The organism is Shewanella sp. AC91-MNA-CIBAN-0169, assembly GCF_040310165.1.
GTDB lineage: Bacteria > Pseudomonadota > Gammaproteobacteria > Enterobacterales > Shewanellaceae > Shewanella.
This window is the reverse complement of record NZ_JBEOPM010000029.1, coordinates 24042-38886: the sequence shown is the minus strand read 5'-3', so window position 1 is coordinate 38886 and position 14845 is coordinate 24042. Positions and strand designations below refer to the sequence as shown.

15 protein-coding genes are annotated in these 14845 nt (G+C 41.2%); 13 read left to right on the top strand and 2 right to left on the bottom strand.

Features of this window, described 5'->3' with window-relative positions; all coding sequences use genetic code 11:
- The first annotated feature begins 75 nt into the window (after positions 1-75).
- From trmJ to AAEY98_RS19180, 12 genes are all read left to right on the top strand, one after another.
- A complete protein-coding gene (gene trmJ / locus AAEY98_RS19235; RefSeq protein WP_182744314.1) occupies positions 76-798 on the top strand; it encodes a tRNA (cytosine(32)/uridine(32)-2'-O)-methyltransferase TrmJ in 723 nt (240 codons plus the stop codon).
- Positions 799-816: 18 nt separating this feature from the next.
- Positions 817-1638 carry a serine O-acetyltransferase gene (cysE, locus tag AAEY98_RS19230; RefSeq protein WP_011637880.1) on the top strand — a complete coding sequence of 274 codons (822 nt, stop codon included), beginning with the start codon at positions 817-819 and terminating at the stop codon, positions 1636-1638.
- A 232-nt stretch (positions 1639-1870) separates the two neighbouring features.
- On the top strand, positions 1871-2332 hold the full coding sequence (iscR, locus tag AAEY98_RS19225; protein ID WP_101088228.1) for a Fe-S cluster assembly transcriptional regulator IscR: 462 nt from the start codon (positions 1871-1873) through the stop codon (positions 2330-2332).
- 82 nt (positions 2333-2414) lie between these two features.
- Positions 2415-3629, top strand: coding sequence for an IscS subfamily cysteine desulfurase (locus tag AAEY98_RS19220; RefSeq protein ID WP_101088128.1), 1215 nt, complete (start codon positions 2415-2417; stop codon positions 3627-3629).
- Between the two features lie 72 nt (positions 3630-3701).
- Entirely contained in the window at positions 3702-4085 is a 384-nt protein-coding gene (gene iscU / locus AAEY98_RS19215) for a Fe-S cluster assembly scaffold IscU (protein ID WP_011637877.1), read from the top strand.
- A 14-nt stretch (positions 4086-4099) separates the two neighbouring features.
- Positions 4100-4423, top strand: a complete 324-nt coding sequence (gene iscA, locus AAEY98_RS19210; RefSeq protein WP_011637876.1) for an iron-sulfur cluster assembly protein IscA — start codon at positions 4100-4102, stop codon at positions 4421-4423.
- A gap of 56 nt (positions 4424-4479) precedes the next feature.
- Complete coding sequence (gene hscB, locus AAEY98_RS19205; protein ID WP_101088130.1) at positions 4480-5004, top strand: co-chaperone HscB; 525 nt, start codon at positions 4480-4482, stop codon at positions 5002-5004.
- A gap of 72 nt (positions 5005-5076) precedes the next feature.
- Positions 5077-6936: a Fe-S protein assembly chaperone HscA gene (hscA, locus tag AAEY98_RS19200; protein WP_351018916.1), complete on the top strand. Its 1860-nt coding sequence runs from the start codon at positions 5077-5079 to the stop codon at positions 6934-6936.
- 8 nt (positions 6937-6944) lie between these two features.
- The gene (gene fdx, locus AAEY98_RS19195) at positions 6945-7280 is read left to right on the top strand and encodes an ISC system 2Fe-2S type ferredoxin (protein ID WP_101088135.1); all 336 of its coding nucleotides are present in this window, start codon (positions 6945-6947) and stop codon (positions 7278-7280) included.
- A gap of 172 nt (positions 7281-7452) precedes the next feature.
- Complete coding sequence (gene rimK, locus AAEY98_RS19190) at positions 7453-8349, top strand: 30S ribosomal protein S6--L-glutamate ligase (protein WP_101088137.1); 897 nt, start codon at positions 7453-7455, stop codon at positions 8347-8349.
- Positions 8350-8513: 164 nt separating this feature from the next.
- Positions 8514-8945, top strand: coding sequence for a nucleoside-diphosphate kinase (gene ndk, locus AAEY98_RS19185; RefSeq protein WP_041413046.1), 432 nt, complete (start codon positions 8514-8516; stop codon positions 8943-8945).
- Between the two features lie 792 nt (positions 8946-9737).
- Positions 9738-12275, top strand: coding sequence for a TonB-dependent receptor plug domain-containing protein (locus AAEY98_RS19180; protein ID WP_351018913.1), 2538 nt, complete (start codon positions 9738-9740; stop codon positions 12273-12275).
- 123 nt (positions 12276-12398) lie between these two features.
- On the opposite strand, the gene AAEY98_RS19175 is transcribed toward AAEY98_RS19180, so the two are convergent.
- Together AAEY98_RS19175 and dusC are read right to left on the bottom strand one after the other, a co-directional pair.
- Positions 12399-12770 carry a TraR/DksA C4-type zinc finger protein gene (locus AAEY98_RS19175; RefSeq protein WP_157822830.1) on the bottom strand — a complete coding sequence of 124 codons (372 nt, stop codon included), beginning with the start codon at positions 12768-12770 and terminating at the stop codon, positions 12399-12401.
- A 345-nt stretch (positions 12771-13115) separates the two neighbouring features.
- Complete coding sequence (dusC, locus tag AAEY98_RS19170) at positions 13116-14060, bottom strand: tRNA dihydrouridine(16) synthase DusC (RefSeq protein WP_101088143.1); 945 nt, start codon at positions 14058-14060, stop codon at positions 13116-13118.
- A gap of 327 nt (positions 14061-14387) precedes the next feature.
- Here dusC and AAEY98_RS19165 point away from each other — a divergent pair, with 327 nt between their 5' ends.
- A complete protein-coding gene (locus tag AAEY98_RS19165) occupies positions 14388-14810 on the top strand; it encodes an HvfA family oxazolone/thioamide-modified RiPP metallophore (protein ID WP_182751156.1) in 423 nt (140 codons plus the stop codon).
- The last annotated feature ends 35 nt before the right edge of the window (positions 14811-14845 follow it).

Here is a 14845-nt window from a genome sequence, read left to right as displayed (position 1 = left end):
AGATTTTCATATAACGTAATTTTTAACGATTGTGATAATATACGGATAATATTTTTAGCTAAAAGAAAGTGCTACATGCTCAGTAATATTCGTGTTGTTTTAGTTGGTACCTCACACCCTGGTAATATTGGCTCTACTGCTAGAGCGATGAAAACCATGGGCTTATCAAATTTATATCTTGCAGAGCCAAGAACAGAGCCTGATGGGCAATCGATAGCACTAGCTGCTGGTGCGTCAGACATTCTGAAAAACCTTACGCGAGTTGATTCGTTAGAAGAAGCCATAGCCGATTGTAGTCTAGTCATTGCCACGAGTGCACGCAGCCGTACTCTTGATTGGCCGATGCTTGATCCTCGTGAAGCGGGTTTGAAACTCACTAAAGAAAGCTTAAATGGCCCAGTTGCTATTGTTTTTGGTCGTGAGAATCATGGCTTAAGTAATGAAGAGTTACAAAAATGTACTTACCATGTAGCTATTCCGGCAAACCCAGAATATAGCTCGCTAAACTTGGCTCAAGCAGTACAAATTATTTGTTATGAAACTCGAGTTGCCCATCTAGCGCAAACAGAAACACCCACTGTAACGGATGAATATCCATTAACCTCTGAGCTAGAACGTTTCTTCGTCCATTTAGAGTCGACGTTGTCTAAAACAGGGTTTGTGATTAAGAATCATCCTGGACAAGTGATGACTAAACTTCGTCGTTTATACACTCGTGCACGTATTGAAGCACCTGAGATGAATATTCTTCGTGGTATTTTGACTTCCATTGATAAGAAAATGGATAAACAAGATTAAGCAGTAAAGGAACATACCATGGGCGTCATCGATAGACTAAAAGAAGACATTGAATCGATATATCATCGAGATCCAGCCGCAAACAGTACCTTAGAGATAATATTTAATTATCCCGGTATGCACGCGATTTGGATCCATCGTATTAGTCATAAACTCTGGCTTGCCAACTGGCGCTTTACTGCGCGTTGTTTATCAACATTTTCGCGTTGGTTAACGGGTGTTGAAATTCATCCTGGCGCGACGATTGGTCGACGTTTTTTTATTGACCATGGTATGGGTGTCGTTATTGGTGAAACCGCTGAAATCGGTGATGATTGCACACTTTATCATAGCGTTACTTTGGGTGGGACCACCTGGCAGCCAGGCAAACGTCATCCTACATTAGGTAATAATGTGGTTATTGGTGCAGGGGCCAAAGTACTTGGACCTATCACTATGCATGATGGTGCACGTGTTGGCTCTAATTCTGTGGTTGTTAAAGATGTCGCAAGCGATCATACCGTCGTAGGTATTCCTGGACGTGTAGTGGCTTCGCCGACCAACCAGTCAAAAGAAAAAACTGAACGTCGCACCGAAATGGCCAAAAAGTACGGTTTTGATGCGTACGCTGTGTCACCAGACAATCCAGATCCGGTCGCTAATGCGATTGGGCAAATGCTTGACCATATGCATTTGATGGACTCTAAAGTACAAGAACTGTGTAATGCCATTCAACAAATGGGCGGTGAAGTCTGTACTAAAAAGTTGCCAGAGTTAACCGTTGATGCATTCGATGAAGCTTCTCGAGAAGCGGCCACTAATCGTAAACATGACATTGATAAGTTCGACCCGAGTATTTAATAATCCGTAAGTCATTGTAGATTCAAGTCAAAGAAATGGCCGATAATGCGATTAATTTCCTTGTCGGCATTGAATCTTACAAGATAAAAAGGTTAAATACGCCCTGCGAAAACATGGACCTTTTGGTTATAAGCAATGCCATAATACCCGAGTGTTTTAGTAGGATTAATACTTGACTAAATTACTCGGGTATGTTGAAATTACTGCATACTTTTTGGGAGCAGTACAAGTTATGAAACTTACATCAAAAGGTCGCTATGCAGTGACAGCTATGCTGGATGTTGCGATTCACTCTGCTACTGGTCCTGTACCTTTAGCCGATATTTCTGAAAGACAAGGTATCTCTTTGTCTTATCTTGAACAACTCTTCGCTAAGTTACGTAAACATGGTCTAGTGTCGAGTGTCCGCGGACCCGGTGGTGGTTATCGATTAGGTTTAGAAGCCGTCGATATCTCAGTTGGCATGGTCGTGCATGCTGTTGACGAATCTGTAGATGCCACTCGTTGTCAAGGAAAAGGTAACTGCCAAAGCGGTACTCGTTGCCTAACCCATTCTTTATGGGGTGACTTAAGTAAACAAATTTCAGATTTTTTAAACAGTATTTCTCTTGCAGGTTTAATGCAAAAGCGAGATGTAAGATTTATCTCGTTAAAGCAAGATGAAATACAAAAGGAACATAGAGTGAGTTTGTAACTCAGCTATGTTGATTGATATATAATTATTATTTGTACGTTGTATGTAGCCTCATCTGAGACTGCTAAGTACGGAGTGTGTTATGAAGCTTCCTATCTATTTAGATTATGCCGCAACAACCCCTGTAGATCCGCGTGTCGCAGAAAAAATGATGCAACACATGACAATGGACGGTGTGTTTGGTAATCCAGCATCGCGTTCACATCGTTATGGTTGGCAAGCAGAAGAGGCGGTTGATGTCGCCCGTAATCAAGTTGCCGATTTAATTAATGCTGATCACCGTGAAATTGTTTTCACATCAGGTGCGACAGAGTCAAGTAACCTTGCGATTAAAGGTATTGCCCATTTTTATCATAAAAAGGGCAAGCACATCATCACCAGTAAAACTGAACATAAAGCAACGTTAGACACGTGCCGTCAGTTAGAACGTGAAGGTTATGAAGTCACTTATCTTGTTCCCGATGCTAACGGCATTATCCCAATGGAACGCTTAGAAGCGGCGATGCGTGATGACACTATTTTAGTCAGCATTATGCACGTTAACAACGAGATTGGTGTTATCCATGATATCAACGCAATTGGTGAATTATGTCGTTCAAAAGGCATCTTTTTCCACATGGATGCGGCACAAAGTGCTGGCAAAATACCAATTGACGTTCAAACCACCAAAGTTGATTTGATTTCGATTTCTGGCCATAAAATGTATGGACCAAAAGGTATCGGCGCATTATATGTTCGCCGTAAGCCACGTATTCGTCTTGAATCGCAAATGCACGGTGGTGGACACGAACGCGGTATGCGTAGTGGCACACTAGCAACACATCAAATCGTTGGTTTAGGTGAGGCTGCCGTTGTTGCAAAACAGGACATGGCAGCTGATAGCGCACGTATTACTCATCTACGCGATAAGTTGTGGAACGGTATTAAACACATTGAAGAAACCTATATCAACGGTGATATGGAACAACGCTATAGTGGTATTTTTAACGTGAGCTTCAACTTTGTTGAAGGCGAGTCGTTAATGATGGCCTTGAAAGACTTAGCGGTTTCTTCAGGTTCAGCCTGTACTTCAGCAAGTTTAGAGCCAAGCTACGTATTACGTGCTTTGGGTTTAAATGATGAAATGGCACATAGCTCGATTCGTTTCTCTATTGGTCGCTTTACGACTGATGAAGAAATTGACCACGCTATCAAAACGATAACTGAATCTATCGATAAGTTACGTGAAATGTCTCCATTATGGGAGATGTTCAAAGATGGTATCGATTTAGAGCAAGTCCAATGGGCACATCACTAATTTAATCTTATTAAATGAGTGTAATACCATTAAATCGTAAACTGATAACGACACAGATTTTGGAGCAGTATCATGGCTTATAGCGAAAAAGTAATCGATCATTATGAAAACCCACGTAACGTAGGTTCATTTGATAAGAACGATCCATCAGTAGTAACTGGTATGGTTGGTGCACCCGCCTGTGGTGATGTAATGAAATTGCAACTTAAAATTAATGCTGACGGCATTATTGAAGATGCAAAATTCAAAACCTATGGTTGCGGTAGCGCAATTGCATCTAGCTCATTAGTAACAGAATGGGTCAAAGGCAAAAGCGTTGATGAAGCAGCGACGATTAAGAATGCAGACATCGCCGAAGAGTTAGCATTGCCGCCGGTTAAAATTCATTGCTCAATTTTGGCTGAAGATGCCATTAAAGCAGCAATTGAAGAGTACAAAAGCAGACAAGCTAAGTAATACCTGGAGTTAAGATGGCAATTTCAATGACCCCCGCTGCGGCTGATCGAGTTAGATCGTTTCTTGCTAATCGCGGGAAAGGCCTCGGCTTGCGCCTTGGGTTGAGAACATCAGGTTGTTCAGGAATGGCATACGTCATTGAGTTCGTTGACGATCTCAATGACGATGATGAACTTTATAATATCGAAGGTGTGAATATCATCATCGATGCAAAAAGCTTCATTTATTTGCAAGGTATTGAACTTGATTTTGTCAAAGAAGGCCTAAACGAAGGTTTTCAGTTCAATAACCCTAACGCAAAGGGTGAGTGTGGTTGTGGTGAAAGTTTCACCGTTTAATCATTGTTCACCTAATTAAGCCGTTTTATATCAAACAGTAAGCATGATATCTGCCCATGAATTATTTCGACCTGTTTAATGTAGTACCTGCCTTTGATATCGACACCGCCTTACTTGCAGAGCGCTATCGCGACCTGCAAAGGGCGGTTCATCCCGATAAATTCGCTAATGATACCGAGCAACAAAAGCTCCTTTCAGTACAGCGTACTGCACAAGTTAATGATGGCTATCAAACGTTAAAGAATCCCTTACGCCGTGCTGAACATATGTTGAGCTTGCGCGGAATTGAATTAAGTCATGAAACCACAACATTGAAAGATGGTGCATTTTTGATGCAGCAAATGGAGTGGCGTGAAGCACTTGAAGACATCAAAGATAGTAGTGAACCACAGTCATCAATTGATGAACTGTATGATTCGTTTGCTGAATTTGAGTCAACATTATTCACTAAGCTAGCGACGCTATTGATTAGTGATGAAAGTTCAGATGCTTTATTAGCGGCAGATCAAATTCGTAAGCTAAAATTTATGGCAAAATTACATGATGAGTTAGCCCGTATTGAAGATGGCTTGCTCGACTAATTGGCCCTAAATTCTAAACCTTATTATTTATGATTAGCTTGGCTAATCGATAACACAACAAGTTGGAACACTATGGCACTGTTGCAAATTGCAGAACCTGGCCAAAGCGCCGCACCGCACCAGCATCGTCTTGCGGTTGGAATTGATCTTGGTACCACCAACTCACTTGTTGCTGCGGTAAGAAGTGCTCAAGCATTAACTTTGCCTGATGAGCAAGGTCGTCATTCATTGCCGTCTGTGGTGCATTATGGCGAAACCAATGTGTTAGTGGGCTATGAAGCTCAAGAAAAATCAGCTTTAGATCCACAAAATACCATCGTTTCGGTGAAGCGTTTTATGGGACGTAGCCTCACTGATATTCAGTCTGGTGTACATCGTTTACCCTACGCATTACACGCGAGTGAAAACGGTTTGCCAGTGTTTACTACGCCGATGGGACAAGTTAATCCTATTCAAGTGTCTGCCGAAATTTTAAAACCTTTAATTGCGCGAGCTGAAACCACATTAGGTGGTGAATTAGAAGGTGTGGTGATTACCGTACCTGCGTATTTTGATGATGCACAACGTCAAGGCACCAAAGATGCTGCTGAATTATTGGGTGTTAAAGTATTACGTTTATTGAACGAACCCACTGCTGCAGCCATTGCTTATGGATTAGATTCAAAGCAAGAAGGTGTGATTGCCATTTACGACTTGGGCGGCGGTACTTTCGATATCTCGGTTTTACGATTAAACCGTGGCGTATTTGAAGTGTTAGCCACAGGTGGTGATTCTGCATTGGGTGGTGATGATTTCGATCACTTACTCGTGAGCCATTTACAACAGGCATGGCAGATAACAGAACCAGGCAGTCAATTAGCACGTCAATTACTGATTGAAGCTCGCCGAATTAAAGAAGCGTTGACTGACAATGACAGCGTTGAAGCTTCTGTCGTCATGGCTGAAAAGACATTAACCTGCATTGTCGATAAAAGCTTACTTAACGAGTTAATTGGCGCGTTGGTGAAAAAAACTATCGGCAGTTGTCGTCGTACTTTACGTGATGCTGGCGTGAGTGTGGATGAGGTTATTGAAACCGTCATGGTCGGTGGCTCAACTCGCGTGCCATTGGTGCGTGAACAAGTTGAAACTTTTTTCAAAAAGACACCATTGACATCAATCGATCCTGATCGTGTTGTTGCTATTGGTGCCGCGATTCAAGCAGATATTCTTGTTGGTAATAAGCCTGAATCGGATTTGTTACTATTAGATGTGATTCCATTATCCCTAGGTGTTGAAACCATGGGCGGCCTGGTTGAAAAAGTGGTTACTCGTAATACCACTATTCCCGTTGCTCGCGCACAAGAGTTTACCACGTTTAAAGATGGTCAAACGGCCATGGCATTCCATGTGGTGCAAGGTGAGCGTGAACTCGTTGATGATTGTCGCTCATTGGCCCGTTTTACCTTACACGGTATTCCGCCTCTAGCGGCAGGTGCTGCACATATCCGGGTGACATTCCAAGTGGATGCTGATGGCTTGCTTAGTGTTACCGCGATGGAAAAGTCCACCGGGGTTAAGACATCGATTCAAGTTAAACCGTCATTTGGTTTATCTGATACTGAAATAGCCACCATGTTAAAAGATTCGATGAAGTATGCTAAAGATGACATTACTCGTCGTATGCTGGCTGAACAAAAAGTTGAAGCGGCGCGGGTGATCGAATCGCTTAATGCTGCTTTGGCAAAAGATGCAGCGCTTCTAGATGAGCAAGAACGCGAAGAGTTAGTCGTTGCGATTGCCCAACTTGATGCCGTAGCACAGCAAGATGATATTGATGCCATTGAAAAAGCGATTGCAAATCTCGATGATAAAACCCAAGATTTTGCGTCAAGACGTATGGATAATTCTATTAGAGCGGCGCTAAAAGGGCAGTCGGTCGACAACATATAGGTGAAATGATGCCACAGTTAGTATTTTTACCCCATCAAGAACTTTGTCCAGATGGCGCAGTACTTGAAGCAGAAGTGGGTGAGACCATTTTAAACGTTGCGCTGCGTAACGGTATTCATATTGAACATGCGTGCGAAAAGTCATGTGCTTGTACTACATGCCATGTCATTGTGCGTGAAGGTTTTGAACAGCTTGACGAAAGTGATGAGCTAGAAGACGACATGCTAGATAAAGCATGGGGACTTGAGCCTGAAAGTCGTTTATCTTGCCAAGCTAAAGTGGTGGATTGCGATATGATTATCGATATTCCTAAATACACAGTCAATATGGTCAGCGAAGGTTAGTGTTTGCCGAAGTATTAGCGTATCAATATTCCCATTTATAGCGGGTAATTGATCACAAAAAAAAGAGCCAATCTTGCTAGATTGGCTCTTTTTTTATCTGTGGTCATTCCAGTCATTGATTTTAAATAAACTCAGCGTATGATGCGCGAAAATTCCAATTTTGGAGCACTCTGTGCGCATCGCAATACTGTCTCAAGGCCCGCAATTATATTCTACTAAACGCTTAGTTGAAGCTGCTGTCGCCCGCGGACACGAAGTCAAAGTTATTAATCCATTAAAGTGCTATATGAATATCAATATGACCAAACCTAGCATTCATATGGCGGGTAAAGATCTGGGGCATTTTGATGCTGTCATCCCTCGTATTGGTGCTTCAGTGACCTTCTACGGTTCTGCAGTATTACGTCAATTTGAAATGATGGGTGTGTATGCGGTTAATGGTTCAATTGGAATAGCGCGTTCACGAGATAAATTGCGTTCAATGCAGCTGTTATCACGTCAAGGTATTGGCTTGCCGATCACTGGTTTTGCCAATAAACCCAGCGATATCCCTGATTTGATTGATATGGTCGGCGGTGCGCCATTAGTGGTTAAATTGTTAGAAGGTACTCAGGGCATTGGCGTGGTATTAGCTGAAACCCGCAAAGCTGCAGAGAGCGTGCTTGAGGCCTTTATGGGACTCAAAGCCAATATTATGGTGCAAGAATATATTGCTGAAGCACAAGGCGCTGATATTCGCTGTTTTGTGCTGGGCGATAAAGTGATTGCTGCGATGAAGCGCCAAGCAAAGCCGGGTGAGTTTCGTTCTAATTTACATCGTGGCGGCAGTGCTACTTTGGTTAAATTAACTCCGGAGGAGCGATCAGTCGCGCTTCGCGCTGCAAAAACAATGGGGTTAAATATTGCTGGGGTTGATTTATTACGTTCTAACCATGGTCCGGTTGTGATGGAGGTCAACTCATCTCCTGGTTTAGAAGGCATTGAAAAAGCGACTCAAAAAGACGTTGCCGACGCCATTATTGGCTTTATGGAAAAGAATGCCAACAAGTCCATCAAGTCAGCACAATAAGATTTAGCGATTACCAAAGAGCAGAAATTGGGTCATGTTAATAAAAATGACTCAATTTAGTGATGAAATATCACCGTAAAAGCGGATAAGGCTAGGAATATATGGCTAAATTACGTATAATCCGCGCGAATTTTTTAAACTTGCTCACATTAAGGAAGCTAGTTATGGCGATCGAACGCACATTTTCTATTATCAAGCCAGATGCAGTTGCTAAAAACCACATTGGCGCTATTTATAACCGTTTTGAATCAGCTGGTCTTAAGATCATTGCTTCTAAAATGGTACAACTATCTAAAGAACAAGCTGAAGGTTTCTACGCTGAACATAGCGCACGTCCTTTCTTTGGTGCTTTAGTTTCTTTCATGACTTCTGGTCCAGTAATGGTTCAAGTGTTAGAAGGCGAAAACGCTGTTCTAGCTAACCGTGAAATCATGGGTGCAACTAACCCAGCTGAAGCTGCTCGTGGCACCTTACGTGCTGACTATGCTGCAAGCATCGACGAAAACGCAGTTCACGGTTCTGATGCAGTTGAATCAGCGGCACGCGAAATTGCTTACTTCTTCAGCGCTGACGAAGTGTGCCCACGCACTCGTTAATCGTTGCTGTAAGTTGATAAAAAAGGGGCTTCGGCTCCTTTTTTGTGTCCGCTCTTCAGATATTGAGCACTTTGTTTGATAACGACTTCTTCGTGTTTAAATCGACTATTTCACCGTATTGCGTTGACTAAAAACACAACATTTAATTAACAATAATATTGCGAATTGGTGTGTTGATATAGTGTTAAATAAGGTATTTGTACTCCGTCAGAAAGTTCCTAATCTTATACTAAATATCACCAAACAGGCTTTTTTGCCGTTTAATAAACAGGACTTCTCAGGACCGATATTAAGGTCGTTTTGAATAGATTTAGTCTATAAAAATGCTAACAAGTTACTTTTCTGAATAAATACTCAGTAATATTGAAATGTCATTCTGACGTTTTTTACGACAAATAATCTATTTTATTTAAAATATTGAAAATTAATTTTTGATGCATTTTGTGATCAATTGTTTTTAAATTGTTATCTGTGTTTCGTTTTTGTATTTCAATATGTATTTATTTGTTTTTTTATGGTCTTTAATTTGTATTTTTATTTGCGGTTTAAAATGTTAACAATCTTGATAAATGCCGTTAAATTCGGTAACTTATTGATTTTAAATGAATCGATTTAAGTCAAATTAATTATCAATCCACATGTTAAATGTGATGTTGTTCACATGTTGCCCTTATTGACTAAAGGTTTTTTATTCATTAATAATGTTTTTCAATAATCGGCAATGACCAATTATTCATAATTAAAAATATAACGACTTGTTTTATTTTATATCAAGTTATAGGGAGTTTATTCATGAGTTCAGTCACATTAACTGCTAAGGCAATTCGCCGTAGTTTACTAGCAGTAGCAGCAACAAGTGTCGCGACAACAGGCTTATTTTCTTCAGCAGCATTTGCTGCCGATGAGCAGAAAGTTGAAAGAATCGAAGTCACCGGTTCTCGTATTCAGCGTCAAGACATGGAAACGGCTTCTCCAGTTACCATTATCTCTGCAGAAGCTATTCGCGCAGAAGGTTTCACTTCAGTTGACCAACTACTTCAAGCTCAAACGTCAATGGCTGGTGCTGCTATTGGTTCTAGCACAAACAACGGTGCAGATGGTGTAGCACAAGTTGATTTACGTGGTATGGGAGCAGCACGTACTTTAGTACTAGTGAATGGCCGCCGTATGGTTAACTCAGGTTCAGGTGCAGATAGCTCTGTTGATTTGAACTCTATTCCAGTAGCAATGATTGCACGTGTTGAGATCTTAAAAGACGGCGCCTCAGCTGTTTATGGTTCAGATGCGATTGCTGGCGTAGTGAACATTATTACCAAGAAAGATTTCGAAGGTTTACAGTTGGACGTTAACGGCAGTGGCACCGATAAAGGTGATGGCGAAAACGGTGACGTAAGTATGCTTTACGGTTTCAATACCGATGGCGGTAACTACACAATTGGTGCAGCTTTCTCTGACCGTCGTGATATTGTGCAGTCAGACCGCGATTGGACTGAATTAGCGACAAGTGGCATTATTCCTACAGGCACGTTGGAAGGCTTATCAAGAGACTCTAGTGGTAACTGGGTTCCTCGCGCTGATCTTTATGAACGTTATGACTATACCCAAGATAGCTACTATCAAACACCAAGTGAGCGTCGTAGCTTGTTTGCGAATATGACACAAGAGTTAGGTAATGATGTCGTATTAACTGCTGATGCTATTTACACTAATCGCCGTTCAAACCAACAATTAGCGGGACAGCCAGCACAGATTTATTTAGATGTGTGCGGTCAACCAGGTGTCGATCCTTTAAACTGTATGACCATTGACAGCAGCATGACTGCGGCTGGCATTGAAGCTAATGATGACGGTCAAGTGTTCTATGCAAGACGTACCAAGGATGTGGGTCCTCGTATATATTCTCAAGATACGAATACATGGCGTATGTCTGCAGGTTTAGCAGGATTACTTGATGTACACACCGGTATGAACTGGGATGTGTCTTACACTTTCGGTAAGAACGAAGCGTCAACGTCAGTTGATAACTCTATCAATGCAAATGATATGATCAACTCAATTTATGCTGATCAAGATTCATGGTTTTCTGGCGCTCCGTTAACTCAAGATCAAAAAGATGCTGTAGGATATTCAGAGAAAGCTAACGGTGGTAACGAGCAACAAACTCTGTCTGCTGGTTTAAATGGTGAGTTATTTGAATTGTCTGCTGGTGCGGTTGGTTTTGCTATCGGTGCTGAGTATCGTCGTGAAAGTGGTTTCTACAATCCAGATCCAATAGTGGTCGCTGGTGAAAGTACTGCTGCACAACAAGATCCAACTGAAGGTGAGTACAACGTTATCTCTTTTTTCCAAGAGGTTAGCGTACCTTTCACTGAAAAGTTAACTGGTGAATTTGCACTGCGTTATGACGATTACTCAACATTCGGTAAAGCGTCTACTTGGAAAGTCGGTTTAACTTATGAAGCAACTGATGATTTGATGCTTCGTACAGTAGCAGCCACTGGTTTCCGTGCTCCAAGTGTATCTGAATTGTATGCAGGTAATTCAGGTTCATTCGATTACCTAACAGATCCTTGGTTATCAGACGCTGATCAACCAGGTCAAATATTAGTTAATCGTACATCAGATCCAGATCTAAAACCTGAAGAGTCAGAATCATACACTGCAGGTTTAGTGTACTCACCAAACTATGTTGAAGGTATGTCTGTAACATTAGATTACTGGCGTTTCAAAGTTGATAACGCAATTGCACGTTTAGACACTCAAGCTGGTTTAGACGATTGTAAAGCTGGTAAAGCGTCTGCTTGTGAAACGTTTAATATCACACAAGAAGGTGATTTACGTAGTTTAACAAATGCGTTAACTAACGTGGGTACTCAAGATACTAGTGGTGTTGACTTTAACTTAGCCTATAACTTTGAAGGTTTAGGTTTAGATTGGAAAATTAACAATGACATGACTTATCTGCTTAATTTCGAGCAAGATGGTCAAGATTATACTGATACTATCGACGGTAACTTTGGTGCTTACGCGAAAGTTCGCAACAACTTTAGCGTTTCAGCTGGTCAAGATTCTTGGAGTGTAATGTACTTCAACCGTTATGTCGGTGAGATGACTGATTTAGCAGAAGGCACAGATGTTGATTCAATTCTGTACCATAATGTTTCAGGTACTTATTATGTTACAGACATGATTACTTTAACCGCTGGTGTTAAAAACTTAAGCGACGAAGAGCCATCACGTGTTTCTAACGGTAGCGATGGCGGTACTGTTCCTGAAGTGTATGACACTATTGGCCGTCAGTACTTCGGTGGCGTAACGGTTAAGTTCTAAATAACGATTTAGTTATTGAGCTACACATCAGACAGTGTGACAGCTACATTGTCTGACATAAAAAGGCCTACATTATTGTAGGCCTTTTTATTACGTTGATTTTTATGTCAATAATATAGAAATCTAGTGATTTAAGCGTAATTCATGTCGATGTTCTCGACGGAATTTTTGTTCACAACCGGTACAACGTTGTTCTGTTGGATCGGCGATTAAGCGGGGCGGTTCTATGTCCATTTCACAATCAGAGCAAAGACCATATAAACCCAGTTCAAGCTGACAATAAGCAGCATCTAGCTTCATGAACTTAGTAAAAATATCAGTATTGATTAGTTTGACTTGTGGTAGGTAATCAATCACTTTCACCAGAGGGGTTTCCATTGAAATATGAGCAACTTCAGTAGCTTTTAATGAATCCTTGATAACCAGCATTAACTCACGCCTCAAAATAAGTTCAAGTTGTTGAAGTTTTTGCTGTATGTCCTGAGTGTTGTGCAACGGAGATAACCTTAACTGACTATGCCAATGTAGGTAATCTATTTTAGGCACAAATAAAGCAGGCGTTATGACGAAGATCAATTCTCGATAAGATTTCTGTGATAAAAACATGAATAATAATTTATCATTTATTCATCTCAGCCAACGTTATGTGTCTGTCTTAGCGATAAGCTAGGATTGATTGTCGCGTATATATGGTTAATTAATCGCAGCTGATTGAACACAAAAAAAGATAATTTCGCTATTTTGTGATGACTTAGGATTCACACGGTTCATAACCTTGATGACACATTTCCATCAAGGTTGATTTAATCCGAAATAGTATAGTTGGTGCGTTGTTGAAGCTTATATGAGCGATCTATGAGCATGCTGTAGAACCTTAACGATTTCTTCAGTAGTTTTGAATATTCGTAATTCTCTAAACAAAGTATCCGCTTCGGGATATTGACGGTTCAAGTAACTAAACCACTGTTTAATCCGTGAAGGGTAGTAATCGGACTTACGACCGTTGAGCTCTTTATCGGTATAGGCCATAAGTAAGCTTAGGGTTTGTTGCCAACTGAATGGGGTCGCGCCGGTTTTAATGGTATCGCCTAAGTTAGGCAAAGAAATAGCTCCTCGGCCAATCATTATACTGTCACATCCGGTGACATCCATGCATCTCTGAGCATCAGCGGCATTCCAAATCTCTCCGTTAGCGATAACAGGAATAGGCAGGCGCTGTCTCACCTCAGTAATGTATTCCCAATATGCCGGTGGTTTATAACCGTCGGTTTTACTTCTAGCATGAATAGCAAGCTCTGTAGCGCCAGCCTCATATACCGCTAAAGCGTTTTCCATAAATAACGACTTATCTTCGTAACCTAAACGGATTTTAGCTGTAACAGGATGCTCAGACGGTACTGCGTCGCGCATGGCTTTGACGATACTGTAAATATTCTCAGGATATTGGAGTAATACTGCGCCGCCTTTGCTTTTATTGACGGTTTTGGCTGGGCAACCAAAATTAGCATCAACGCCATTTGAACCTAGTTCTACAGCTCTTATGGCATTTTGTGCCATCCACTCAGGTTCTTGGCCTAATAACTGAACACGTACAGGTGTTCCTGATGCGGTTAGCCCTTGATGGAGTAGCTCAGGACACAGTTTATAGAACACTTTGTCTGGTATGAGTTGATTGACGACCCTGACAAATTCAGTCACAACCAGGTCAAATGGATTGATGGCAGATAATATTTCACGCATATGGTCATCAACCACACCTTCCATTGGAGCTAAAATAACGCGCACAGTACACCTTGCTGAAGTCAAAAGTGCGCTATTTTAGCGTGTTTATTCTTTGATATCAGTACTAAATTGCTATGCGCGTTTTTTTGTCGATTAACTAAACAAATTCTTGCTAATAATCATATTGATAGCGATCTTGTTGTATTTATGTTAAATATACATGGCATTAGTTTTGAGGCTTGCCTAACAAGTATTTGTGTTAAATAAATAGACATTTTTCACGTTTTTTTAATTTTTTTGCAATAAAATTTACTTACTACAGGTCTCTTTAACCAAGCCGGCAATGATGTTGGTCACCATACACAATTAAGATATAGGAAGATAATTATTATGAATTCAATCAAACAAACTACTTTAGCGGTTGCATTAGGTTCTGTTGTAATGACTGCAGGCTTTTCTGCTCAAGTAGAAGCTAACCCATTTGGTTTTCAACAATTAACTTCTGGTTATCAAATTGATGGCGGAGAAGGCAAGTGTGGTGAAGGTAAATGTGGTGCCGACAAAGCTAAAGAAAAAGCTGTTGAAGGTAAATGTGGCGAAGGAAAGTGCGGCGGCGATAAAATGAAGTCTGCTGAAAAAGCGGCTGAAGGCAAGTGTGGCGAAGGCAAATGCGGCGGCGACATGAAAAAGTCTGCTGAGAAAGCGGCTGAAGGTAAGTGCGGCGAAGGCAAATGTGGTGGCGACATGAAAAAGTCTGCTGAGAAAGCCAAAGAAGGTAAGTGTGGTGAAGGTAAGTGTGGCGGTCAGAAATAATTAATGACTTCTATTTGATAATGCCTTGGCTTATC

Bases quoted from the DNA above. Each gene is read 5' to 3' on its own strand.
- trmJ (WP_182744314.1), top strand. From the start codon at position 76: ATGCTCAGTAATATTCGTGTTGTTTTAGTTGGTACCTCACACCCTGGT.
- cysE (WP_011637880.1), top strand. From the start codon at position 817: ATGGGCGTCATCGATAGACTAAAAGAAGACATTGAATCGATATATCAT.
- iscR (WP_101088228.1), top strand. From the start codon at position 1,871: ATGAAACTTACATCAAAAGGTCGCTATGCAGTGACAGCTATGCTGGAT.
- AAEY98_RS19220 (WP_101088128.1), top strand. From the start codon at position 2,415: ATGAAGCTTCCTATCTATTTAGATTATGCCGCAACAACCCCTGTAGAT.
- iscU (WP_011637877.1), top strand. From the start codon at position 3,702: ATGGCTTATAGCGAAAAAGTAATCGATCATTATGAAAACCCACGTAAC.
- iscA (WP_011637876.1), top strand. From the start codon at position 4,100: ATGGCAATTTCAATGACCCCCGCTGCGGCTGATCGAGTTAGATCGTTT.
- hscB (WP_101088130.1), top strand. From the start codon at position 4,480: ATGAATTATTTCGACCTGTTTAATGTAGTACCTGCCTTTGATATCGAC.
- hscA (WP_351018916.1), top strand. From the start codon at position 5,077: ATGGCACTGTTGCAAATTGCAGAACCTGGCCAAAGCGCCGCACCGCAC.
- fdx (WP_101088135.1), top strand. From the start codon at position 6,945: ATGCCACAGTTAGTATTTTTACCCCATCAAGAACTTTGTCCAGATGGC.
- ndk (WP_041413046.1), top strand. From the start codon at position 8,514: ATGGCGATCGAACGCACATTTTCTATTATCAAGCCAGATGCAGTTGCT.
- AAEY98_RS19180 (WP_351018913.1), top strand. From the start codon at position 9,738: ATGAGTTCAGTCACATTAACTGCTAAGGCAATTCGCCGTAGTTTACTA.
- AAEY98_RS19165 (WP_182751156.1), top strand. From the start codon at position 14,388: ATGAATTCAATCAAACAAACTACTTTAGCGGTTGCATTAGGTTCTGTT.